Source organism: Micromonospora sp. RP3T, from assembly GCF_003027925.1.
GTDB lineage: Bacteria > Actinomycetota > Actinomycetes > Mycobacteriales > Micromonosporaceae > Micromonospora.
Genome location: NZ_PYPS01000033.1, coordinates 68,923 through 91,877, shown reverse-complemented (window position 1 = coordinate 91,877; position 22,955 = coordinate 68,923). Strand labels below are relative to the sequence as shown.

At 72.8% G+C, this 22,955-nt stretch carries 24 protein-coding genes, 1 pseudogene and 1 riboswitch; of the genes and pseudogenes, 12 read left to right on the top strand and 13 right to left on the bottom strand.

The features are described from left to right. Window positions 1-125: pseudogene (locus tag C8054_RS24305) on the bottom strand (phosphoserine transaminase); the annotation flags it as partial. A gap of 459 nt (window positions 126-584) precedes the next feature. Here C8054_RS24305 and C8054_RS24295 point away from each other — a divergent pair. Further along, window positions 585-2,387, top strand: a complete 1,803-nt coding sequence (locus C8054_RS24295; RefSeq protein WP_107160573.1) for a glycerol-3-phosphate dehydrogenase/oxidase — start codon at window positions 585-587, stop codon at window positions 2,385-2,387. 67 nt (window positions 2,388-2,454) lie between these two features. Then, window positions 2,455-2,964 carry a hypothetical protein gene (locus C8054_RS24290; RefSeq protein WP_107160571.1) on the top strand — a complete coding sequence of 170 codons (510 nt, stop codon included), beginning with the start codon at window positions 2,455-2,457 and terminating at the stop codon, window positions 2,962-2,964. A gap of 1 nt (window position 2,965) precedes the next feature. On the opposite strand, the gene C8054_RS24285 is transcribed toward C8054_RS24290, so the two are convergent. After that, window positions 2,966-4,366: an FAD-binding oxidoreductase gene (locus C8054_RS24285; protein ID WP_107160569.1), complete on the bottom strand. Its 1,401-nt coding sequence runs from the start codon at window positions 4,364-4,366 to the stop codon at window positions 2,966-2,968. A 31-nt stretch (window positions 4,367-4,397) separates the two neighbouring features. Between C8054_RS24285 and C8054_RS24280 the strand changes: the two genes are divergently transcribed. Further along, window positions 4,398-4,748 (top strand): DUF4031 domain-containing protein, encoded by a 351-nt coding sequence (locus tag C8054_RS24280; protein ID WP_107160567.1) that lies wholly within the window; start codon window positions 4,398-4,400, stop codon window positions 4,746-4,748. Here the strand turns inward: C8054_RS24280 and C8054_RS24275 are convergent. Next, window positions 4,674-5,309, bottom strand: a complete 636-nt coding sequence (locus C8054_RS24275) for a metal-dependent phosphohydrolase (protein ID WP_107160565.1) — start codon at window positions 5,307-5,309, stop codon at window positions 4,674-4,676. The genes C8054_RS24280 and C8054_RS24275 overlap by 75 nt on opposite strands. A 69-nt stretch (window positions 5,310-5,378) precedes the next feature. Between C8054_RS24275 and C8054_RS24270 the strand changes: the two genes are divergently transcribed. After that, a complete protein-coding gene (locus C8054_RS24270) occupies window positions 5,379-6,611 on the top strand; it encodes an aromatic acid exporter family protein (RefSeq protein WP_107160562.1) in 1,233 nt (410 codons plus the stop codon). 14 nt (window positions 6,612-6,625) lie between these two features. Here the strand turns inward: C8054_RS24270 and C8054_RS24265 are convergent, their stop codons facing one another. Next, complete coding sequence (locus tag C8054_RS24265) at window positions 6,626-7,897, bottom strand: aminotransferase class V-fold PLP-dependent enzyme (protein ID WP_107160560.1); 1,272 nt, start codon at window positions 7,895-7,897, stop codon at window positions 6,626-6,628. Between the two features lie 44 nt (window positions 7,898-7,941). After that, window positions 7,942-8,063: riboswitch (SAM riboswitch) on the bottom strand. Between the two features lie 23 nt (window positions 8,064-8,086). Here C8054_RS24265 and C8054_RS24260 point away from each other — a divergent pair. Next, a complete protein-coding gene (locus tag C8054_RS24260) occupies window positions 8,087-9,544 on the top strand; it encodes a PrsW family intramembrane metalloprotease (RefSeq protein ID WP_107160558.1) in 1,458 nt (485 codons plus the stop codon). A gap of 20 nt (window positions 9,545-9,564) precedes the next feature. On the opposite strand, the gene C8054_RS24255 is transcribed toward C8054_RS24260, so the two are convergent. From C8054_RS24255 to C8054_RS24245, 4 genes are all read right to left on the bottom strand, one after another. Next, the gene (locus C8054_RS24255; RefSeq protein WP_146179961.1) at window positions 9,565-10,437 is read right to left on the bottom strand and encodes a hypothetical protein; all 873 of its coding nucleotides are present in this window, start codon (window positions 10,435-10,437) and stop codon (window positions 9,565-9,567) included. 14 nt (window positions 10,438-10,451) lie between these two features. Then, on the bottom strand, window positions 10,452-11,591 hold the full coding sequence (locus C8054_RS24250; RefSeq protein ID WP_107160554.1) for a hypothetical protein: 1,140 nt from the start codon (window positions 11,589-11,591) through the stop codon (window positions 10,452-10,454). Between the two features lie 74 nt (window positions 11,592-11,665). After that, entirely contained in the window at window positions 11,666-11,833 is a 168-nt protein-coding gene (locus tag C8054_RS32355) for a hypothetical protein (RefSeq protein WP_199199902.1), read from the bottom strand. Between the two features lie 81 nt (window positions 11,834-11,914). Beyond that, a complete protein-coding gene (locus tag C8054_RS24245) occupies window positions 11,915-12,262 on the bottom strand; it encodes a co-chaperone GroES (protein ID WP_107160552.1) in 348 nt (115 codons plus the stop codon). A 173-nt stretch (window positions 12,263-12,435) separates the two neighbouring features. Between C8054_RS24245 and C8054_RS24240 the strand changes: the two genes are divergently transcribed. Then, complete coding sequence (locus tag C8054_RS24240) at window positions 12,436-13,716, top strand: AI-2E family transporter (RefSeq protein ID WP_233220164.1); 1,281 nt, start codon at window positions 12,436-12,438, stop codon at window positions 13,714-13,716. A gap of 53 nt (window positions 13,717-13,769) precedes the next feature. Here C8054_RS24240 and C8054_RS24235 read toward each other — a convergent pair whose 3' ends face one another. Then, window positions 13,770-15,902 carry an ATP-dependent DNA helicase gene (locus tag C8054_RS24235; RefSeq protein WP_107160547.1) on the bottom strand — a complete coding sequence of 711 codons (2,133 nt, stop codon included), beginning with the start codon at window positions 15,900-15,902 and terminating at the stop codon, window positions 13,770-13,772. A 124-nt stretch (window positions 15,903-16,026) separates the two neighbouring features. On the opposite strand from C8054_RS24235, the gene C8054_RS24230 reads away from it, so the two are divergent. The 4 genes from C8054_RS24230 to C8054_RS24215 all read left to right on the top strand — a co-directional run bounded on the left by C8054_RS24230 (window position 16,027) and on the right by C8054_RS24215 (window position 19,341). Beyond that, a complete protein-coding gene (locus tag C8054_RS24230) occupies window positions 16,027-16,533 on the top strand; it encodes a DUF402 domain-containing protein (RefSeq protein WP_107160545.1) in 507 nt (168 codons plus the stop codon). 71 nt (window positions 16,534-16,604) lie between these two features. Then, a complete protein-coding gene (locus C8054_RS24225) occupies window positions 16,605-17,585 on the top strand; it encodes a PPK2 family polyphosphate kinase (RefSeq protein WP_107160543.1) in 981 nt (326 codons plus the stop codon). Window positions 17,586-17,705: 120 nt separating this feature from the next. Beyond that, complete coding sequence (locus C8054_RS24220) at window positions 17,706-18,332, top strand: DUF47 domain-containing protein (RefSeq protein ID WP_089157475.1); 627 nt, start codon at window positions 17,706-17,708, stop codon at window positions 18,330-18,332. 4 nt (window positions 18,333-18,336) lie between these two features. Beyond that, window positions 18,337-19,341, top strand: coding sequence for an inorganic phosphate transporter (locus C8054_RS24215; RefSeq protein ID WP_107160541.1), 1,005 nt, complete (start codon window positions 18,337-18,339; stop codon window positions 19,339-19,341). A gap of 80 nt (window positions 19,342-19,421) precedes the next feature. Here C8054_RS24215 and C8054_RS24210 read toward each other — a convergent pair whose 3' ends face one another. Genes C8054_RS24210 through C8054_RS24200 form a run of 3 tightly spaced genes read right to left on the bottom strand, consistent with a single transcriptional unit; the run spans window position 19,422 to window position 21,467 of the window. Continuing rightward, on the bottom strand, window positions 19,422-20,390 hold the full coding sequence (locus C8054_RS24210; protein WP_107160539.1) for a Gfo/Idh/MocA family protein: 969 nt from the start codon (window positions 20,388-20,390) through the stop codon (window positions 19,422-19,424). Between the two features lie 58 nt (window positions 20,391-20,448). Beyond that, window positions 20,449-20,640 (bottom strand): DUF397 domain-containing protein, encoded by a 192-nt coding sequence (locus C8054_RS24205; RefSeq protein ID WP_107160537.1) that lies wholly within the window; start codon window positions 20,638-20,640, stop codon window positions 20,449-20,451. Continuing rightward, on the bottom strand, window positions 20,631-21,467 hold the full coding sequence (locus tag C8054_RS24200) for a helix-turn-helix transcriptional regulator (RefSeq protein WP_233220156.1): 837 nt from the start codon (window positions 21,465-21,467) through the stop codon (window positions 20,631-20,633). Before C8054_RS24200 ends, C8054_RS24205 begins: the two co-directional genes overlap by 10 nt. Window positions 21,468-21,677: 210 nt before the next feature. Here C8054_RS24200 and C8054_RS24195 point away from each other — a divergent pair, with 210 nt between their 5' ends. Next, window positions 21,678-22,043 (top strand): hypothetical protein, encoded by a 366-nt coding sequence (locus C8054_RS24195; RefSeq protein ID WP_233220154.1) that lies wholly within the window; start codon window positions 21,678-21,680, stop codon window positions 22,041-22,043. Next, a complete protein-coding gene (locus C8054_RS24190; protein WP_107160533.1) occupies window positions 22,040-22,294 on the top strand; it encodes a flavin reductase in 255 nt (84 codons plus the stop codon). Before C8054_RS24195 ends, C8054_RS24190 begins: the two co-directional genes overlap by 4 nt. A 15-nt stretch (window positions 22,295-22,309) precedes the next feature. On the opposite strand, the gene C8054_RS24185 is transcribed toward C8054_RS24190, so the two are convergent. Beyond that, window positions 22,310-22,906, bottom strand: a complete 597-nt coding sequence (locus tag C8054_RS24185; RefSeq protein WP_107160530.1) for a HEAT repeat domain-containing protein — start codon at window positions 22,904-22,906, stop codon at window positions 22,310-22,312. Window positions 22,907-22,955: the final 49 nt, after the last annotated feature.

Below are 22,955 nucleotides of genomic sequence, written 5' to 3'. Positions count from 1 at the left end.
TCGACCACGTAGTCGATGGACGCGGTGAGCGCCTCGACGTCGGCCGGCTCGACGGCCGGGAAGAGCGCGACCCGGAGCTGGTTGCGGCCGAGCTTGCGGTAGGGCTCGGTGTCCACGATGCCGTTCGGTCACCGCCAGGGCCGCCAGGTACGCCTCGTGGTGCACCGGCGGGAGCGCCCGGAGCAGCGTCCCCGCCCCCAGCGCCAGCGCGCCGCCGGCCCATGCCCGCCCGGTCGCCCGCAGCGCCGGGGAACGCGGCAGCAGCGCCAGCGCCAGCACCGGCGCGCCGACCAGCAGCACGGTGGCCGCCGCGACCACCGGCCAGACGGCCACCGCGCGGTCCAGCCCGGTGACCAGCACGACCTGGTCGACCAGCCAGCCGGTGACCTGGCCGGGCACGGTCACCAGCACCGCCCAGACGCCGGCCGCGACCCCCGCGACGACCGGCCACGGCCCGGTCTCGCGCGGCGGCGGCGGGGGTACGGGCGCAACGGGCGGGCCGGTCAGCATGGTCATCACGGTACGGCCGGGACGTGTCGCCGTGGCGTGCGGACGGCTACCGTGGACGGGTGCGCGACCCCAATGTGTCCCGATCCGAGGCCGGCCAGCTCTCCGCCGAGCGCCGCGCCGACGACCTGCGCCGGCTCCGCGCCGAGCGGTTCGACGTGCTGGTCATCGGCGGCGGGGTGACCGGGGCGGGCGCCGCGCTGGACGCCGCGTCCCGAGGGCTGAAGGTCGCCCTGGTGGAGGCGCGCGACTACGCGGCCGGCACGTCCAGCCGGTCCAGCAAGCTGATCCACGGTGGCCTGCGCTACCTGGAACAGTTGGAGTTCCACCTGGTCCACGAGGCGCTGACCGAGCGTGGGCTGCTCGCCACCCGGCTCGCCCCGCACCTGGTCCGCCCGGTGCCGATCCTGGTGCCGTTGCCGACCGAGGGCGGCGTCCGCGACCTGCCCCGGCGAATCCTCCGCCGCTCCTACTACGGGCTCGGCGTGGCCGCGTACGACGTGTTCGCCGGCGTGTTCGGCGGTGGACGCGGCATGCCGCTGCACCGGCACCTCACCCGGGAGGGCGCCCGCCGGATCTTCCCCAGCCTGCGGCCCGACACGCTGGCCGGCGCGATCCGCTATTACGACGGCCAGGTCGACGACGCCCGCCTGGTGGTGACGCTGGCCCGCACCGCGGCCAGCCTCGGCGCGACTGTGGTCACCAGCGCCCGGGCGGTCGGGCTGATCCGCCAGGCCCGCGAGGTGACCGGCGTCCGGGTGCGTGACCTGGAGGCGCCGGCCGGTTCGCCGGACGCCGAGTTCGAGGTCCGCGCCCGCACCGTGATCGCCGCGACCGGCGTGTGGAGCGACGACATGTCGCGGATGCTCAACGACGTCGGGCTGCGTCCCGGCCTGCGCGTCCGGGCGTCGAAGGGCGTGCACCTGGTGGTGCCGCGCTCGGCGATCGTCGGCGAGACCGGCCTGATCCTGCGCACCGCCACCAGCGTGCTCTTCGTCATCCCGTGGGGCGGCCACTGGATCATCGGCACCACGGACACCGACTGGCAGCTCGACCGGTCCCACCCGGCGGCCACCGCGCGCGACATCGAATACCTGCTGGAGCAGGTGAACACCGTGCTGGACCGGCCACTGACCACCGCCGACATCGAGGGCGTCTACGCCGGGCTGCGCCCGCTGCTCTCCGGCGAGGCGGATTCGACCTCCAAGCTGTCCCGGGAACACGCCGTGGTCGAGCCGATGCTCGGCCTGCTGCTGGTGGCCGGCGGGAAGTACACGACGTACCGGGTGATGGCCGCCGACGTGGTCGACCACGCGGCGCGCCGGCTCGGCCGGACCCGCCCGTCGCGCACCGCCGACCTGCCACTGCTCGGCGCCGACGGGTACGCCGCCATGTGGCGGGACCGGGCCGACCTGGCCCGCCGGCACCGGGTGCCGGTCGGGGTGGTGGAGCACCTGCTGGAGCGCTACGGCACGCTCACCCTGGACCTGCTCGCCCTGGTCGACGCCGATCCGCTGCTCGCCTCGCCGCTGGCCGGCGCGCCGGAGTACCTCGCCGCCGAGGTCACGTACGCGGCCCGGGCCGAGGGCGCGCTGCACGTGGAGGACGTGCTCACCCGGCGTACCCGGATCTCCATCGAGACCAGCCACCGCGGCCTGGAGTCGGCGGAGCACGTCGCGGAGCTGATGGGCGCGGTGCTCGGCTGGGACGCGGCGACCCGGGCCCGGGAGGTCGCCCACTACCGGGCGCGGGTGGAGGCCGAGCGGGCGTCGCAGCTCATGCCGGACGACATCGGGGCCGACGCGGCCCGGCTCGGCGCGCCCGACGTGCGGGGCTTCGCGGCCGATCGGGGCACCGACCTCCCGGCCGCGCCCCGCTAGCCGGCCCGACCCCTAACGGCGGCCCGACGGCTGGTGCGCGCTACCTACGGAAGTGTAGGTTTCCCGCGTGGTTCGCCCATCGTGGTCGCGCGTCCCCGCCCTGTCCGCCGGTGTCCTGCTGGCGACCGCCCTGACCGGCTGCGCGCTCCTCGGCGACGCCGGAAGCGCCACCCCCTCCGGTCAGCAGGGCTCGGCCACCCCGACACCGACCGCGAACCTCGTCACCCTGATGCAGCGGCTGGGCGGGGACGGCGTGGTCCGCACGCTCGACGTGGAGCCGACCGGCCGGTGGCAGTGCCGGGACTGCGCCGGTGACGGCGTCGACGCGACGGGCTCGCTGAACCCGGAGCAGACGTCCCGGTTGCAGCGGATGCTCGCCGACCCGGCGCTGGCCCGGGAGACCGACCAGGCCCGGCGGTACCGGCAGCTCTGCATCGGGGCGCTGACCTCGACGCTGCTGATCCCGCCGGGGCTGACCGTCACCATCCAGGACTGCCCGGGCGAGCCGGCGCCACCGGTGGCGTACGAGGTGCTGCTGCTGCTCACCGAGGCCACGCCCGCCGACGACAAGGGCTGAGTCAGAGCACCTTGCCGGGGTTGAGCAGCCCGGCCGGGTCCAGCGCCGCCTTGATCGCCTGGTGCACCCGGACGCCCACCGGGCCGATCTCCCGCGCCAGCCAGTCCCGCTTGAGCAGCCCGACGCCGTGCTCGCCGGTGCAGGTGCCGCCGAGGTCCAGCCCGAGCCGCATGATCTCGTCGAAGGCTCGCCGGCCCCGCTCCAGGCTGGCCGGGTCGGCGCGGTCGACCACGATGTTCGGGTGCATGTTGCCGTCGCCGGCGTGCCCGACCACCCCGATCGGCACGTCACAGGCGACGGCGATCCGGGCCACGCCGTCCAGCAGCTCGGCCAGCCGGCCGCGCGGCACCGCCACGTCGTCGATGACCAGGCCGCCGTTGCCGGCCGGGAACGTCTCGGCGGCGAACCGCTCCATCGCCGGATGGGCCAGCCGCCGCGCTTGGAGCAGCGCGGCGGCCTCGGTCGCGTCGGTGGCCGCCCAGATCTCGTCGGCGCCGGCCGCCGTGCACACCTCGGCGATCCGGGCCAGGTCGTCGGCCGCCCGGCCGCCGGTGTCCACCGCGGCCAGCAGCAGCGCCTCCGCGTCGGTCCGCAGCCCCATCGGCCGGTACGCCTCGATGGCCCGCAGGTGTGTCCGGTCCAGCAGCTCCAGCAGGCTCGGGGTGAGCCCTCGCTCGGCGATGCCGGCCACCGCGCCGCCGGCCGCCGCCGTGGTGCCGAAGACCGCCACCAGGGTCAGGGCCGCCTCCGGCGCCGGACGCAGCGCCACGGTCACCTCGGTGATCACGCCGAGCGTGCCCTCCGAGCCGACGAAGAGCCGGGTCAGGTCGTACCCGGCGACGCCCTTGGCGGTGCGACGGCCGGTGCGCAGCACCTCGCCGGAGGCGAGCACCACCTCCAGGCCGAGCACGTACTCGCTGGTCACGCCGTACTTCACGCAGCACATGCCGCCGGCGTTGGTGGCCACGTTGCCGCCGATGGTGGACGACTCCCAGGAACCGGGGTCCGGCGGGTACCAGAGCCCGCGCGCCCGCACCGCACCGGCCAGCGCGGCGTTGACCACGCCGGGCTGCACCACGGCGATCCGGCCCACCGGGTCGATCTCCACGATCCGGTCCATCGCCACCGTGCTCACCACCAGCGCGCCGGCCACCGCGTTCGCCGCGCCGGCCAGCCCGGTCCGGGCGCCCTGCGGCACCACCGGTACGCCGTGCCGGCCCGCCGCGCGCACCGCCGCCACCACGCCCGCGGTGTCCCGGGGGCGGACCACCACCAGCGGGGTACCCGAGGCGCACAGGTCGGCCTCGTCCCGCTCGTGCCCGGCCAGCAGGTCCGGGTCGGTCAGCACGGCGGACTCGCCGAGCGCGGCCCGCAGCTCGTCGAGGAGGGGATGGGCAGCCATGCCGGGAAGGCTACCGGCGTACCTTGGACCGGTGCTCTACCTGGACCCGCCCGCGGTGCCCTGGCGCGGCCGGCTCTGGTCGCACCTGATCAGCGACGTCTCCTTCGCGGAGCTGCACGCCTTCGCCGAGCTGCTCGGCGCCGGCCGGCGCGGCTTCGACCGGGACCACTACGACCTGCCCGCCGAGCGGTTCCGGGTGGCGGTCTGGCTGGGCGCGACGGTGGTCCCGTCCCGCGAGATCGTCCGCGTCCTGCGGGACGCCGGCCTGCGCCGCCCGAAACACGTCTCCGCCTCGGCCGCGCCGGTCTCAGCTCAGCGTGCTCAGCTCGCGGGTCAGGTTGGCGCGGGCGGGCGCCTCCCAGCGGGCGTGCGGCTCGGGTAGCCGGTAGAGCGCCGGCAGGGCCAGCAGGTGCCGCAGCACGGCGGCCCGGCCGGTGCGGAAGTCCGGCTCGGACACGTGGGCGTACTCGCGGCGGATCGCGGCGGCGTACCTGTCGTAGTCGTCCGGCGCGGCGGCCAGCACCGCCAGGTCGGCGTCGCAGAGCAACGCGCCGTCCGGGTCGTCCGGTCCGACCGCGTGGCCGGCGGTGAGCAGCACCAGGCGGCGTACCCCGGTCACCGCCGCGGCCGGCAGCCCGGCGGCGGCGAGCAGCGCGTCGCCCAGGTGGGCGCTGGCCCGCTCGTTGGCGTCGCCGTCCGCCCGCGGGTCGTAGACCGCGTCGTGGCACCACGCCGCGAGCCGGACCAGGTCCGGGTGGCGGGCCCGATCGGCGTACGCGTCGACCACGTCGAGCACCGCCCGCAGGTGGGCCACCGTGTGGTGGTGCCGGTGCGGCTCCCGCCAGCCGGCCAGCAGCCGCGCCCCGGCCCGCGCCACGGCGTCCGGGTCGGTCGCGCCGGCCGCCCGCGCCGTCGCCCGCCACCGCGCCGTCAGCTCGTCCATCCGGTGCAGTCTGCCCCACTCCGTCGGCGGGGCGAGGATTCACCGGGGTCGGGACGGGTAGTACCCGCCATGGCCCGGGACCGACGACCGCCGTTCCTGCGGCGCATGACGTCGCGCGAAGGGCTGGGCGACCTCGACGGGCCACGGATCGCCGCCGCCATGGACGAGCTGCGCGACCGGAGCAAGGCCACGCTGCACGATCGGCTGCACCGGGTCCGGACCGCGTTCGGCCTGGCGTTGCAGGCGGGGCTCGCGGCCGGACTGGCGTACCTGGTCTCGCACCGGCTGCTGCACAACCCGCAGCCGGTGTTCGCCCCGATCTCCGCGGTGGGCACGCTCGCCGCCTCGGTGGGGCAGCGCTTCCGGCGTACCGTCGAGCTGATCATCGGGGTGGCGGTCGGCGTCCTCGTCGGCGACGTGCTGATCTACTTCCTCGGCACCGGCGCCTGGCAGCTCGCGCTGGTGGTGACCTCGGCGATCCTGCTGACCATCTTCGCCGGGGCGAGCGTGGCCATCGTGATCCAGGCGGCGGCCACCGCGGTGCTGATCGTGACGCTCAGCCCGTCCACCCAGAACCTGGAGTTGCCGCGCTTCGTCGACGCCTTCCTCGGGGGCAGCATCGCGCTGCTGGTGACCGCCGTCCTGCTGCCGCTCAACCCGCTCCGGGTGATCAACCGGGCCGCCCGGCCGGCGCTGGACCTGCTCGCCGAGCAGCTCGACGCGTGCGCCGAGGCGCTGCGCAACCGGGACCGGGGCGCGGCCCAGCGGGCGCTGTTCCGGCTCCGGGAGAACAAGGAGGAACTGGCCGCGCTCAGCGAGGCGATCGAGGGTGCGAAGGAGACCATCACCATCTCGCCGGCCCGCTGGCACCGGCGCAGCGAGCTGACCCACTACGCGGAGGCGGCCGAGCCGATCGACCGGGCGATGCGCAACAGCGGCACGCTGATCCGCCGCGCGGTCACGATGATCGAGGACGAGGAGTCGATCCCCGAGCCGATGCCGGACTCCGTCGCCCACCTCGCCGAGTCGGTACGCCTGCTCCGGCACGAGTTCGCCGTCGGCGAGGAGCCGGAACAGGCCCGGGAGCGGGCGCTGCGGGCGGTCAGCGAGGCCAGCCGCGCGTACGCCGAGGGGGTCGGCTTCTCCGGCAGCGTGGTGATCGCCCAGGTGCGGACCGCCGCCAGCGACCTGATGGTGGCGTCCGGCATCGACCAGGAGGAGGCGAACCGCCTGGTCCGGCAGGCGTTCCACGGAAAGGACCAGCCCGCCGACGCGTCCCCCACCGCCCCGCCGGTCGGCTGACCCCACCCCCGGGGTCAGCGGGGGCGGGCCAGGGCGGCCAGCGCGGTCAGGAGGGTGTCGATCTCGTGGGCGGTGGTGCCCAGGCCGAGGCTCGCGCGCAGCGCGGTGGGCGGCAGGTCGGTGCGGGCCGAGCGGGCGGCGGCCTCGGTCAGCAGGCGGCGGGTCAGCGGATGGGCGCAGAACAGGCCGTCCCGTACGCCGATCCGGTGCCGGGCCGCCAGGTGCGCGGCCACCTCGGCGGAGTCCCACCCGGCGACCACGAAGCTGACGATGCCCACCCGGGGCGCGTCCGGGCCGAACGTGCGTAGCTCCACCACGTCCGGCAGCGCGGCCAGGCCGGACCGCAGCCGGGCCAGCAGCGCCTGCTCCCGGGCGTGCAGCGCGGTCCGGTCCGCCGCCGTGAACGCCGCGCAGACCGCCGCCAGCGCCACCGCGCCGAGCAGGTTCGGCGTGCCGCCCTCGTGCCGGGCCGGGCCGGTCACCCACCGCACCTCGTGGGTGGCCGCGCCGACGTGACCGGTGGCCCCGCCGCCGGCCAGGTACGGCGCGGCGGCGTCCAACCAGTCCGCGCGCCCGACCAGCACGCCGGCGCCGAACGGGGCGTACAGCTTGTGGCCGGAGAGCGCCAGGTAGTCCACGTCCAGCGTGGCCACGTCGACCGGGGCGTGCGGGGCGAGCTGCGCGGCGTCGACCAGGATGCGCGCGCCGTACCGGTGGGCCACCCGGGCCAGCTCGGCGACCGGCCAGCACTCGCCGGTGACGTTGCTGGCGCCGGTCACCGCGACCAGCACCGGCCGGCCGGGCCGGGCGTCGCGGGCCAGCTCGGCCAGCGCCAGGCTCAGCGACCGGACCGCGCCGGCCGGGCTGTCCGGCACCGGCAGCCGGACCGAGCCGCGCGGCCAGGGGAGCAGGTTCGCGTGGTGCTCCCCGCCGAACGTGACCACGGTGGTGCCGGCCGGCAGCGCCCGAGCCAGCAGGTTCACCGCGTCCGTGGTGTTCCGGGTGAAGATCACGTGATCGGTGGGACGCGCGCCGACGAAGTCCGCCACGGTCTGCCGGGCCCGCTCGTAGGCCAGCGTGCAGCGCCGGGACAGCGCGCCCGCGCCGCGGTGCACGCTCGCGTACCAGGGCAGCAGCTCGGCCACCGCGTCGGCCGCGGCCCGCGCGCACGGCGCGCTGGCGGCGTGGTCCAGGTTGATCTCTCCCGGTACGCCGAGCACGCCGAGCGGGTCCGGCCGGACCGGAACGGGCAGCGTGGGGAGAGCGGGTACGAGGGTGACGGTCATGGCAGAGCCTCCGGTTAACCGGGGACCCCGGGGTGCCGGGACGGGGTCCGCGCTTGCCCAGCACGCGACGCGGCGCTGGGCCCGGTCATCACCCGGGGCACCCCACCGCGAACTCGACGAGGGTTGCCGGCCAGCAAGCCGGGGCTTGACGCTGGCGCTCGTGACCTGCCCGGCAGCATAGCCGTCACGATGCGGCCGGACCAGTGGGGCGCGGGTGGCTACGCTGACCGCATGGCCGTCACCCCGCCCGGCGGAGCACCGCCGCCGCCCGCGCCCGCCGTCCCGCCGCCCGGGGCGTCGACGCCGCGCATGCCGCTGCGCCGGCTCGGCTGGCGGCGCTTCCTGGCGCTGGCCGCGGTGGTGCTGCTGATCGCGGCCGGCGCGCTGTTCATGGTCTTCACGCTGGGCGAGAGCCTGGGCGCGGAGGCGCTGCTGGTCGGCGTGATCGCGGCGATCCTGCCGGTGCCGGTGCTGGTGTCGTGCTTCCTCTGGCTCGACCGTTACGAACCCGAGCCGCTGAAATACCTGATCTTCTGCTTCGCCTGGGGCGCGTTCGTCTCCACCGCCATCTCGCTGCTGGTCAACGAGACCGGCGCGCGACTGTTCGAGGACCGTGGGCTGCCCGCCGCGCTGACCGCCGTGCTCGTCGCGCCGTTCATCGAGGAGCTGACCAAGGCGGCCGGCCCGATCCTGCTGCTGATCTTCCGGCGCCGGGAGTTCTCCGGAATCACCGACGGGCTGGTCTACTGCGGGCTCTCCGCGGTCGGCTTCGCCATGGTCGAGAACATCCTCTACCTGGGCGGGTACGGCTACCGCACCGGCGTGGAGGAGTACGGCCCGGCCACCGGCGCGCAGCAGGTCATCGCGATCTTCATCGTGCGGATCCTGCTCTTCGGCTTCGCCCACCCGCTGTTCACCTCGATGACCGGCGTCGGGCTGGGCGTCGCCGCGCGGACCGCCGACCGGCGGGTGCGGATCCTCGCCCCGCTCGCCGGCCTGCTGCTGGCCATGATGCTGCACGGCACCTGGAACCTGCTGCCGTCACTGGCCCAGGCCACCGGGCAGCAGGTGATCGTGCTCTACGGCTACCTCGGCGTGATGGTGCCCATCTTCTTCGGCATGGTGGGGCTGGCCGTCTGGCTGCGGGCCTGGGAGGGCCGGCTCACCGAGCGCACGCTGCCCGACTACGTCCGGGCCGGTTGGCTCACCCCGCCCGAGGTGGCGGCGCTGGGCAGCCTGGGCCGGCGGCACGCGGCCCGCACCTGGGCCCGGCGGGTGGCCGGCGACGGCGGCGTGAAGGCGATGCGCGGCTACCAGTTCGCCGCGACCCGGCTGGCGCTGCTGCGCGACGGGATGCGCCGAGGGCTGGACCGCAAGCCCGCTGAGCGGGACCGGACGGCACGGGAGGAACGGGAGCTGCTGGACGCGATCGCCGCGTACCGGTCGTTCTTCGTCGGTCGTGATCCGCAGGCGCCGGTCGGGGTCTGGGACGGGCAGCGCTACCACCTGCGGTTCCCGGACGGTTCCCGGCGGGCCGTCGAGGCGCCGGACGAGCCGGTGGTGCCGATCCCGGTGGTGCTGGCCCCGCCGCCCCCGCCCGGCTGGCATGACTCACGTCTCTCCGCGCCCTGGCCTCCACACACCTGAGCCGGGCCACCGGCGAGGCGTCAGCCGCGGTACGTTTCCAGCATGAGGCCGGTGAAAGCCGGCATCAGCGTACGGATCTCCTCTTCGACCACGGCGCTCGCGAGGTTGTTCACGGCTAGTTCGACACCGGTGGCGTACGGCGTCGCAAAGAGCTGTTCCAAGTGGCGGATGCCTGCCTGAACGCTTGCTCGGCACATGGCGTCCCGGCTCAACTCCCTGAGCCGTTTGCCGATCTCCTGCGGCCCAGTCGGACCGCGCATGAGCCTGAGGACGTCGCCGGCGTCCTTGGCCTTTATCCGTGCCTGACGCCCCGACGCGACCCGCTCGCCGAGCTTGTGCGCTTTGGCGATGAACAGCGCTGCTGAGCCGGCTACTCGAAGAGCGACACGGCGTCGATCGTTAAGCGGCTCGAGGCTCTCGATCAACATCTCGTCGTTGTCCATTACCGCAGCTTCCAGACCGGGTGCCCATCGAGCAGCATTCTTGCTGTGTTCCGGCAGGCGAGCGTCCCGCTTGCCATGGTTGGCCGCGAGCATCTCGGGAACCATCAGATCGACCTCGACGGCTATCAGGTCCCCGTCAACCTCCGTACTGGCCAGCCAGCTACCCGGCTCTATTCCGTTGTTCGCAGATTTGATCTTCAGGGTGAAGCCGGCCGTCGTCATGGCACGGGCGATGTCCGGATCGCTGCCAAGTTTGGCTGCGTCAATCCCGAGGTCGGCGTCCGTTGTGAACGGAGCTACGGCTTCCAGATCGGCATCGCCAGCCCTCAAGTAGACGGCTTGAGCGCCAACCAGCACCAGAGCGGAACGGTGTTCGTCCAACGCGAAAAGTGCGTCGAGCAGGACACGGCGAGCGGCGATGTACAAGGGATCGAGATCCATTGCGGGCACGACGCGTAGGTTACTCAGTATTCTTCCAGGGCGCGTCGGCGCCACGCCGCGACGTTCTCGGTCATCCAGCCGATCAGCGCGTCCCCTTCCTCCGGGAGTCGACCGTTGCCGGCGAGACAATCTTGCGCCAGTTGAGAAATGCCCACATGGAAGAGTCCGTCGACAAGCCTCACCCGCTGCAGCTGCGAAGGATCTGCTGCCGTCATGAGCAGTACGTTTGCCCCCCGGTCGGTCTGCATGAGCCCGTGGCGGTCAGCGAACTGTTCCGGGTCGGGCACGTACAGGGCCAGTTGCGCGGGGGCTGCTATCCGTACGTATTCCCGTGCTGCGAAGGAGCCGGTGACGAGGGCCTGATCTTCCTGCTGCTTCCGGAATTTTTGGTAAATGGCGTCGGTGTGGGAGGGTGGATCGGTGCGCTGATCGACCGTGAGCGTACGGGTGAAAGCACTGAGGCCGGTCCTGGCGAGGTAGCCGCGAGCGTGATTGGTCTTGACCAGTGAGTAGTGCTCTGCCCTGCGGCGGAGAAGGCCCTGCCAGTCGACGCTCAACACGAGGCGGTTCTTTCCTCTGTCGATCAGTCGCTCCTCGTCGAGGGCCTCCAGAGTGCGTGACACATAACCGGGGCTCAGCCCGGTGGCGCGGGCCAGTTGGACCATCCGATACGGCGGCTGAACATCTACCAGAACCCTGATCAACGCATTGACGCCCTTGCCCTGAAGTTGGACCGGTGGCCGTTCGGTTGGTTGAGGGTCGCGCTCGGCGCCTGCGGTACGGATGACCACCATCGGGCGGCGAAGTCGAACCCAGACGTTGCCGGTCAGGTCCAGGTAGTTGATCTTCTGCTCGATGAGCAGCTCTCGTGACCGTGGGCTGAGCCAGGGGGCAACCACGAGAACGGGCTGCTCCCGCATGGCCCTCATCAGTTGCGAGACGCCAGTGACGAGTTGGTCCGCGTGACGGGGGGTGAAACGTCGGTACCCTTGCACGGCGACGTCGCAGAAGCTGTGCGGTGCCTCGATCCGCCAGACGTCGTCCCGCTGCGCGTCGTGAGTGGTGACCTGTTGCCGGACCAACCGTATGTCGTCACCTTCGATCAGACCCGCCAAGGTGGCGAACGCCTTGTTGAGCAGAATTCGCTCCTCTGGCTGATGCATTTGAAAAGTTTGCCACGGAACCCGGGTTTGCCAGTGGTTGGCAAGTCGGCGTTTCGTGGCAAACTTTGTCGAGGTCAGGCCATCAGGCCGGTGAGGAAGTCGCCGAGCCCCTGGGCGATGGCCATCAGCGCGGCCCCGATCCCCCGGAACAGCTGCGCCGCGCCGTCCGGCCGGAACGCCATGAAGTAGATCAGGAACGCGAGGAACCCCCAGGCGAGAATCCTCTTGATCACGATCGGCATGGTCCCTCCCCAGGGCGCACTGAGGTGCCTGGGCTTCCCGCCGGGCAGCGCCGCAAACGGCGCCGGGGGAGGGGCGGTGGACTAGAGGTAGAGCCCGGTGGAGCCGGTCGAGCTGTCCTCCACCCGTTCCGCCGCCACCGCGTGCACGTCGCGCTCGCGCAGCAGCACGTAGGCCCGGCCGTGCAGCTCGACCTCGGATCGGTCGTCCGGGTCGAAGAGCACCCGGTCCCCGGAGACGATCGAGCGCACGTGCGGCCCCACGCCGACCGCCGTGGCCCAGGCGAGCCGCTTGCCGACCGCCGCGGTCGCCGGGATCACGATGCCGGCGGTGGAGCGGCGTTCCCCCTCACCACCCTCGGTACGCACCAGCACGCGATCGTGCAGCAGGCGGATGGGCAGCCCGGCGTCGAGACTCTGGTCGGCGGTCACACCGAAACGCTACCGCGCGCCGATCGGCCGCTTCGGTAGTGGTTGCCGGGAGCGGCGGCGGGGCAATGTGTGGCGGGACCGCCCTAGGGTGGGGCGGTCGGACGTATCCTGTTCCCCCCTGTGACGTGGGTGGACCAACTGTGCGGGAGGTGCGCTTGAGCCGCTTCGAGCGGATGCGCGGACGGCTCCGCCGCGCGTACGAGACAGGCCGTGAGTCGGCCCGGTCCCGCCGGTACGAGGACGACCTGACGCCGGAGGGCGCGGGCCTGGCCACGCCCACCTCACCCGGTCCGGTGGCGGCGCCGTCGGCGACCGTGGTGGGCGCCCCGCCGCCGGCCGCGATGCACTCCTCGACGGTCAGCCGGGACGACACCGAGGTGCCGCACGCGCTGCGCATCGCCGCCGCCTGGTGCTGGCGGCTGATCGTGATCGGCATCGTCACCTGGGCCCTGCTCCGGATCGTCGGCACGATCAGCATCGTGATCATCCCGCTGACCGTCGCGCTGCTGCTCTCGGCGCTGCTCGCCCCGGCGGTCGGCTGGCTGCTGAAGGCCCGGTTCCCCCGCTCGCTGGCGACCGGCGTGGTGCTGGTCGGCGGCCTGGTCGCGGTGATCGGCACGCTCACGCTCGTGGTCAACGAGTTCATCCAGGGTGTGCCGGAGCTGAGCGAGAAGTCCTCGCAGGGCGTCCGGCAGATCCAGGACTGGCTCAAGACCGGCCCGCTGCACCTGTCCGACAGCCAGCTCGACCGCTACATCAACGAGGCGCAGGCCTGGATCAACGGCAACACCGAGCGGTTCACCAGCGGCGCGCTCAGCACCGCCGCGACGCTGGCCGAGGTGCTCACCGGCACCGTCCTGGTGCTCTTCGCGACGTTCTTCTTCCTCCGCGACGGCAACAACATCTGGCGGTTCCTGGTCCGGCTGCTGCCGGTGGCCGCGCGCTGGAAGGTCGACGACGCCGGGCGCGCGTCCTGGGCGACGCTCGGCGCGTACGTGCGGGCCACCGTGCTTGTCGCGTTCATCGACGCCGTGGGCATCGGCATCTTCCTGGTCATCTTCGACATCCCGTTCGCGTTCCCGCTGGCCGCGCTGGTCTTCCTGGGCGCGTTCATCCCGATCGTCGGAGCGTTCCTCTCCGGCGTGGTGGCCGTGCTGGTCGCGCTGGTCGACAGCGGCCCGGTGACCGCCCTGATCATCCTGGGCGTGGTGGTCGGCGTGCAGCAGATCGAGGGCCACGTGCTCCAGCCGCTGATCATGGGCCGCGCGGTGGCCATCCACCCGCTCGCCGTGATCATCGGCATCGCCGCCGGGGTGGTGCTGGCCGGCATCGCCGGCGCGCTGGTCTCGGTTCCGCTGATCGCCGTGCTCAACACCGCGGTCCGCCGGCTCGCCGCGCGTACCGTGCCGGACACCCCGCCGGACGCCGTGGTGGTCGCCTCCCAGGCGCCCTGACCCGGCCCCGTTCCGCCGGCGCCCGCGTCACCCCGCCCGGGGAGGCGCGGGCGTCAGCTCTTGGCCAGCCGTTCCAGCGCGCCCCGGGCCACCTCGGGCCGGGTCGTGTACCAGAACGGGGGCAGCGACCGGCGCAGGAACGGGCCGTAGCCGCGTGCCGTCTCCAGTCGCGAGTCGAGCACCGCCACCACACCCCGGTCGCCGGTGGCCCGGATCAGCCGACCCACGCCCTGCGCCAGCCGGACCGCCGCGATCGGCACGCTGACCGCCGCGAACCCGGAGCCGCCGCCGGCGTCCACCGCCGCCGCCCGGGCCGCGGCGAGCGGCTCGTCGGGCCGGGGGAACGGCAGCCGGTCGATCACCACGAGCTGGCAGGCGTCGCCCGGCACGTCCACCCCCTGCCAGAGCGACATCACCCCGAACAGGCAGCTCTCCCGCTCCTGCCGGAAGCGGCGGACCAGCAGCGGCAACGCCTCCTCGCCCTGGAGCAGCACGGGCAGGTCGGTCCGCGCGCGGAGCAGCTCCGCCGCCTGCTGCGCGGCCCGCCGGGAGGAGAAGAGCCCGAGGGTACGCCCACCGAGCGCGCCGACCAGCGCCAGCAGTTCCTCGCCGGCCGCCGTGGGAAGCCCGGAGACGCTGGGGCGGGGCAGGTGCGCGGCCACGTAGAGGATGCCCTGCCGGGCGTAGTCGAACGGCGAGCCGACGTCGAGCGACCGCCAGCCCGGACCCTCGGTGGCCGGTACGGTGCCGATCGCCGCCCGGCTGCCCTCGGTGCTCGCCACCGGCGCGGGGTCGGTGCCGCGGCCGGCGGCGGCAGCGGTGGCCGCCGCGGCGGCGGCCGGCGACGGCGGGGCCGGTGGTGGCGCGTCCAGCCCGAGCGCCCGGGCGACCGTGTCGAAGCGTCCGCCCAGCGCCAGCGTGGCCGAGGTGGCGACCACGGTGCGTTCGTCGTAGAGGTGGGTGGCGAGCGTGCCGGCCACCGACAGCGGCGCCACCACCAGCGCCCGGCGGCTGCCGTTCTCCGGCTTCTCCACCCAGGCGACGTCGTGGTCGCCCTCCTCCAGCAACCGCTGGGCGGTGGTGGACAGCTCGTCCAGCACCGCCTTGGCCTGCTGTTTGCGGACCGGGTCGGGGTCGTCGGCCTTCACGTCGCCGATCGCCTCCAGCGCGGCCCGGGTCGCCGAGTCGAGCAGCGTGCACGCCTCGCGCAGCGCGGGCGGCAGGCCGGCGGTGAGCCGACCGGCGGGCGCCTCGGCCAGCCCCACGGCGAGCGCGTCGCCGGCCTCGGTGAGCCGGTCGGCGTGGTCGGGGCGCAGCAGCGGCCGGGCGCGTCGGGTGGACCTGTCGATCAGCTCCGGCACCAGCTCGGCCTGGGCCGCCGAGGAGACCCGGTCGGCCAGCTCGTGCGCTTCGTCCACCACGAGCAGCCGGTGCGGGGGCACGATGTGCCGTCCGGCGAGCATGTCCACGGCGAGCAGGCTGTGGTTGGTCACCACCAGGTCGGCCTCCCGGGCGCGGGCCCGCGACGCCTCCGCGAAGCACTCCTGCCCGAACGGGCAGCGGCTCGCGCCGACACACTCCCGGGCCGGCATCGAGACGCTGCGCCAGACCTGGTCGTCGACGCCCGGATCCAGCTCGTCGCGGTCGCCGGTGGCGGTCTCCTCCGCCCAGTCGCGCAGCCGCTGCACCTGCTTGCCCAGCCGGCCCGCCTCGCCGAGCCACTTCGTGGCGCCGGGCCGCGGCGTGTCGAAGAGCGCGTCGTCCGGCTCGTCCTCGACGGAGCTGTCCAGCCGGGCCAGACAGAGATAGTGGTGTCGGCCCTTCAGCACGGCGAACGTGGGTCGACGGCCGAGCACCGGCTCGACCGCGTCGGCCAGCCGGGGCAGGTCGTGGTCGACGAGCTGGGACTGCAACGCCAGCGTGGCGGTGGAGACCACCACCGGACCGTCCACGGTCAGCGCCGGCGCCAGGTAGGCCAGGGACTTGCCGGTGCCGGTGCCGGCCTGCACCAGCAGGTGCTCGCCGGAGGCGATGCTGCGCTCGATCGCCTCGGCCATGAGCTGCTGGCCGGGCCGGGTCGCGCCGCCCGGGACCGCGCCGACCGCGGCGGCCAGCAGCTCCGTGCCGCTCGCGCGGCCACTCCGGCGCTTCTTCGGTACGGGGGTGGCGGTGCGGGACGGGCTCACCGTGCGACCGTACCCGCCGGCACCGACGCCGGTCCGGCCGCTCCGGCGGCGTGGCGCGGTGCCGGGTCGCGTCCGGTTACCTGCCGATCGCGTGGCGTGGCCGGAATCGGTTAGGGTGCCAGGCATGCCGAGCGATGTGGTCCGCGTGATCTACCGCAAGTACGACGGCAGCGCGCACCGCGACTACCCGGCCCGTCGGCTCGCCGAGGACGACCTCGGCATCTGGCTCGGCGTGCCGGCCGGCACCGAGTCGGTCTACCACGGCCGGCCGTCGGTCGAGCAGATTCCGTTCGTCCTGCTGGTGCCCCGGAACGCGTGGTGGACGGGCATGTTCAACCCGCCGCCGCGGACCAGCGAGGTCTACTGCGACATCGCCACCCCGGCCCGCTGGGAGGGCGACGAGACGGTTCACCTGGTCGACCTCGACCTGGACGTGGTGCGCCGCCGCGAGACGGGCCTGGTCGAGCTGCGCGACGAGGACGAGTTCGCCGAGCACCGGGCCCGGTGGAACTACCCGGACGACCTGGTCGCCGAGGCCGAGGCGGCGTCCCGCTGGCTGCTGGGCGCGCTCGGTGACGGCACCGAGCCGTTCGCCACCTCGTACCGGAAGTGGTTGGCCCTGGTGGTCTGAACAAAACGCACGTAGCGGATCTCTCGGACGCTCCGTACCCATGATCGGGCCCGGCGGGTGAGGATCGGGGGATGACTGGGGTGGTGAGGCCCGAGGACGGGTCGATGCGGGAGCTGCTGCGGGTGGGGCCGGGGTCGGTGGACCTCGCGGCCGTGGACCCCCGCTCGACGCCGGGGCTGCCGAAGGCGGCAGGTCGCGGGTCGGCGCGCAAGGAATGGGCCCGTGGCCAGGTCGAACTGGTCGGTGCGGAGCTGGCCCGGCAGCAGGAGATGCTGTACGCCGCCGCCCAGGTCGCCGCTGGCCCGGGCAGCGCCACCAGCGCGCCCGTCCAGGCCGGGGCGCACCTGGGTGCGGGCCGGCCCCGCCGGGTGCTGCTGGTGCTCCAGGCGATGGACTGCGGCGGCAAGGACGGCGCGGTGAAGCGGGTGGCCGGCGCGATGAACCCGCTCGGGCTGCACATCCGCTCGTTCGGCCCGCCCACCGAGGAGGAGCTGCGGCACGACTTCCTGTGGCGGATCCGGCGGGCGCTGCCACCCCCGGGCTACGTGGGCGTGTTCAACCGCTCGCACTACGAGGACGTGCTGATCGCCCGGGTGGAGGGGCTGGTCGACGAGGCCACCTGGCGGTCCCGCTACGAGATCATCAACGACTTCGAGCGGGAGCTGACCGAGCAGGCGGTCACCGTGGTCAAGGTCATGCTGCACATCTCTCACGCCGAGCAGGGTGAGCGGCTGATGGAACGGCTGACCGACCCGACGAAGTACTGGAAGTACAACCCGAGCGATCTGGACACCCGGGCCCGGTGGGACGATTACCAGGCCGCGTACGCCGAGGCGCTGGAGCGCTGCGGCACGGACGCCGCGCCCTGGTTCGTGGTGCCGGCGGACCGCAAGTGGTACCGCGACTGGGCGCTGGCCCACCTGCTGCGCGAGACGTTCGACGGCTTGGATCTCGGGTATCCGGCTGCCGATTTCGACGTGGAACGGGAGCGTGACCGGTTGCGTGACCAGGGCTTCGAGCACTCAGGTGAACAGCAGGTGAACGAGCGGTGAATCGGGTCTGACCAGGGGTGGGCCGGTCGATGCCCGGTTCCGGCGGGTCCCTAGCATGCCCAGAGCAGGCGCCTTGCCAGGCGACGGCCACCCTTCCACCGACACGACGAGGTCCGTGCTGTGAAGTTTTCCTTCCGTCCCACCGAGGGCGCCTTCTACGAGCTCTTCACCAGGGCCGCGCAGAACCTGGTGAAGGGGACCGACCTGCTCAACGAGCTGGGCCTGCCCGGCGCGGACGTGCAGTCGATCAGCGAGCGGCTGACCGAGGTCGAGCACGACAGCGACCAGATCACGCACGATCTCTACAAGAAGATCAACTCCACCTTCATCACGCCGTTCGACCGGGAGGACATCTACCGGCTGGGCTCGCTGCTCGACGACGTGATGGACCACCTGGAGGCGGTCGGCAACCTGCTCTACCTGTACGGCCTGACCAAGCTTCCGTCGCTCCCGCGCGAGCTGCACGAGCTGGTCAACGTGCTCGACCAGCAGGCCAAGCTCACCGCCGAGGCGATGCCCCGGTTGAAGTCGATGAAGGACCTCGAGGACTACTGGATCGAGTGCAACCGGCTGGAGAACGACGGCGACCAGGCGTACCGGATGCTGCTGGTGCGGCTCTTCTCCGGCGAGTACGACGCGCTCACGGTGCTGAAGATGAAGGAGGTCGCCGACGAGCTGGAGGCCGCCTGCGACGCCTTCGAGCACGTCGCCAACACCGTCGAGACCATCGCGGTCAAGGAGTCCTGATCCTGTGAGCCCCGAACTCATCGCCGTGCTGGCGGTGATCGCGGTCGCCATGGCGTTCGACTACACGAACGGCTTCCATGACGCGGCCAACGCGATCGCGACCAGCATCTCGACCCGGGCGTTGACACCCCGGATCGCCCTCGGCCTCGCCGCCGTCGGCAACTTCGTCGGCGCGCACTTCGGCGCCGGGGTCGCCAAGACGGTCGGCGACGGCCTGGTCACGCTCCCGACCGGGGTGGAGAGCCTCGGCGTGGTCTTCGCCGGCGTGCTCGGCGCGATCGCCTGGAACCTGATCACCTGGTACTTCGGCCTGCCCTCGTCCTCCTCGCACGCCCTCTTCGGCGGCCTGGTCGGCGCGACCCTGTTCGCCGCCGACGGCATCGTCCAGTGGGGCAACATCGTGGCGAAGGTCCTCATCCCGATGGTGCTGTCGCCGGTGGTCGGCCTGGTGCTCGGCTTCCTGGTGATGCTGGCGATCATGTGGCTGTTCCGGAAGGGGCAGCCGGGCAAGCTCAACCGTGGCTTCCGCTGGGCGCAGACCGCCTCCGCCGCCGCCATGTCGGTCGGCCACGGCATGCAGGACGCCGCCAAGACCATGGGCATCATCGTGCTGGCGCTCTACACCGGCGGCTTCCAGGAGAGCAAGACGCACATCCCGGACTGGGTGTTCTGGACATCCGCCACGATGCTGGCGCTCGGCACCTACGCGGGCGGCTGGCGGATCATCCGGACGCTGGGCCGGAAGATCATCGACCTGGGCCCGGCAGAGGGCTTCGCGGCCGAGACCGTGGCCAGCGCGGTGCTCTACTTCAACGCGCTGGTGCTCAAGGCCCCGATCTCCACCACCCACACGATCACCTCGGCGATCATGGGTGTCGGCGCGACCAAGCGGCTCTCCGCGGTGCGTTGGAACGTGGCCGGCAACATCGTGATCGCCTGGATCATCACGTTCCCGGCGGCGGCGGCCATCGCCTGCCTCGCGTACCTGCTGGTCCGCCCGCTGTTCTAGCGAAGGAGGGGCCCCCTCTTAACGCCTCCGGTAGAGCAGGGGCCCCTTCTTAACATCTGGCGTTAAGAAGGGGCCCTGCTTCACGCGTAGGAGACGCCGATCCGGGCCTTGATGTCGTCGATCAGGGTCATGATCTCCAGCGTGGTGGCGTGCGGCACCAGCGGGCTCTCGGTCAGCCCGGCGGCCAGGCAGCGTCCCACCTCGATCGCCTCGTACTGGTAGCCGCCACCGGTCAGGTCCGCCGGGATCGCCTCCGGCTCGGCGCCGAGCCGGTGCAGCACCGCCGACCCGGGCCGGAAGAACGGCTCCGGCAGATCGATCCGGCCGGTGGTGCCGGTGATCGACGCGGTGATCGCGGTGGCGCCGACCATGCCGCAGCTCAGCGTGGCCACCGCGCCGGAGTCCCAGCCCAGGACCATGCCGGTGTTCTCGTCGACCGCCTCCGGGCTCAGCCGGGCCCACGCCTGCACGTGCTGTGGCATCCCGAGCACCAGATGGGCCAGGCTCAGCGGGTAGACGCCGAGGTCCAGCAGCGCGCCGCCGCCGAGCGTACGGGCCCGCATCCGGTGCTCCGGCGGGAACGGCCCGGCCACCCCGAAGTCGGCCCGGACCTGGGTGACCTCGCCGATCGCGCCGTCGGAGATCAGCTCCAGCACGCGCAGGATCAGCGGGTTCGTCCGCATCCACATGGCCTCCATGAAGAAGAGCCCGCGGGCGCGTGCCGTCTCCACCAACTCGACGGTGGTGGGCAGGTCCAGCGTGCAGGGCTTCTCCACCAGCACCGCCTTACCGCCGGCCAGGCAGGCGAGCGCCGCCTCGTGGTGCGCGGCGTGCGGAGTGGCCACGTAGATCGCGTCCAGGTCCGGGTCCGCGGCCAGTTCGGCCCAGGAGGCGTACGCCCGCGGCACGTCGAACCGCCGCGCGAACGTCTCGGCGCCCTCCCGGGTACGCGACCCGACCGCCACCAGTTCGGCGCCCGGCACCAGGCGCAGGTCGGTGGCGAAGCAGGCGGCGATGTGTCCGGTGGCCAGGATTCCCCAACGCGTCATGCCGGAACGCTATCCCGCCTGGCTCGCTCACCGGCAGCATGATCCACCCGTCGGGACGTCAGGCCCGGCCGGCGACCTCCGCGACGAACACCCGCCACGACGCCGCCGGAAAGACCAGCGCCGGCCCGGTCGGGTCCTTCGAATCGCGTACGCCGACCACGCCGCCAAGGTTGTCGGCCACCTCGACACAGGCCCCGCCGTTGGTTGAGGATCGTGACGCTTTGCGCCACTGCGCGCCGGTCATGTCCATGTCTTCGCCGCTTCCTTGAGCATGTCGAGACTCATTCCGGTCGGGAGCGCTTCACTGCGGACGGCATCCCACGCCAGTCCGAGGCTAGCAATCACCTCGGGCTGCTCGGCGACCTGCGCCGAGAGCTGGTTGTCCACGTAGCCCGCGCGGTTCCCGCCAGGCAGGTCAGCGAGAATGAACGCACCGGCCAGCCCGGAATACATCCCAGTGGACACCGGGACGACCTGCAACTCGATATGTGGGCGTTCAGCTTGATCGATCAGGTGCACCAACTGCTCACGCATCACGTCTGGCCCGCCGCAGGGGCGGCGGAGGACCACTTTGTCGAGGACGACGAAGAGCCGAGGTGCCGGCTCGCGGTTCAGCACGGCCTGCCGGTCCAGTCGCGTCGCCACCCGTTGGTCCAGGTCTTCGGTCGGAACGCGGGACGCCCTGAAGGTCGCCCGCGCGTATCCCTCGGTTTGAAGGAGGCCAGGGACAAAGGCATGTTCGTACCACCTGAACGCGGTGGCTTCCCGCTCGATCTCGATCCACTCGCGCAGCCAGACCGGCGCGGCCTCACCCTTCACCAACTCGTCCCAGAGCGTCAGAAAGTAGCCGCCCGTATTCAGTGCCTGGTCGACCGACTTGAGATAGGAGGGCGTCGGCGACTTTGCTCCCGTCTCGATTGCGCTCACCTGCGAATCGGAGCAGAAGGCTTTCTCGCCGAGCTGGGTCTGGGTGAGCCCGGCGGCGGTCCGACGTCGCCGAAGCTCCCGGACCAGGTACTCGGACGGCGAGATTCCCACGGATTCCACCACTTTCCACAGCGGGAGAGAGAGTTCCACGGCTGCCCATGACCGGCACATACGTTCCGTGATCGGGTCGCAACTATTCCGAGGGTAGTGGGTCGACGTCCAGGGTGGAATCGACGGCGCGGCTGGTGGAGGCGGAGCCCGGCGGTCGCGTCGCGCGGGGCCGTCGCGGTGAGCGAGCACTCGGGCGGCGGCCCCTCCTGATCGTCCGACCGGGGGAGCGCCATGCCCGACGAGAAGCCCATGCCAGGACCGACCAGTGCGGTACCCCGCCGCAGCCCGGAGCGGTCGAAGAACACCGCGCCGGAGTCGCGCTGGTCTCCGCGTACCGCTGCGGTTCCGCTCTCGGCACACGTGGCGGACGGACCGGCCTGGATCTGCGCGCGCTGCGGCCACGACTGGCCGTGCCCGACGCTGCGCGCCGCCCCGACGGACGCCGTCCGCCGCGCGACGCTGATTCCCGAGTTCAGCCGGCTGACCCGGCGGGCCCTTCGCGACCTTCGTGGCCGGGCGGACGGCCCGACCCCGCCCGAGATCGTCAAGCGCTTCCTGTGGTTCCTGCCGTTGAGCGACGACGAGGCGCGGGCCATCGCGCTGAGGCTGCGATGAGCCACGTCGCCCGGCGTCCCGCCTGGCACTGCGACACCTGCGACCAGTCGTGGCCCTGCGACGCCGCCCGCCGCACGCTGCTGGCCGAGTACGGCGACGACCGGCTGGCACTCGCGGTCTACCTGGCGGCACTTCAGGCGGAAGCCGCCGGGCAGCTCGTCGGCGAGGATCCGCTGACCCTGCGGGCCCGGTTCCTCGGCTGGACGCGGCGGGGCGGGTCGCCGAGGACCTCGCCGTCTCCGTCGAGCTGAAGCCGACCGCCATCGTCACGGGTGAGGCGGTACCGGACGGCCTGCTCGCAGGTGGGACAACGCCTTCCGCGCCTCCTGCCGCAGGAGTGGGGTGAGGCGAGGCTCTGCCAGGAATGCCTCGTACAAGGCCCTGCCCCGGCCGGGATCCGCGTCGGCGACACAGCGGATCGCCGCACTGCGGACCACGAGATCCTCATCGGCGAGGGCCTGCTCGACCGCCGCCCGGCTCGCCGGGCCGGTGTGCTTGGCCAGTGCCCTGACGGCGTTGACGCGGTGCAGGAAGTCCTGGTGCCGGGCCTGCTCGCAGAGGATGTGCGTAGCGCGGGGATCGTTGACGTCGCCGAGGATCACGATCTCCGTGGTGCCGACGCGGCTCGGCATCCGGGCGAGGAACTCCTCGGGCGCGATCGAGGCGGCGATGTGCAGGGCGGCCGACCAGCCGTCGCCCAGCTCCCGGCCGGTGGCTCTCGTGACCAGGTTCGCCGTGGCCCTGCCGTAGTAGAGGTCGAAGACACGTCTCGCTCCGGTCGGCCCGGCGGCGATCAGGGCTTGGTCGGCCCCGGGCGCCCAGTCGAGGACCTTGGCGATCACGGCATCGAGGGCCTCGATCATCGACCCATGATGTCATCGGTCGGGCCGGGCGGGCGCCTGCGTCCGAACA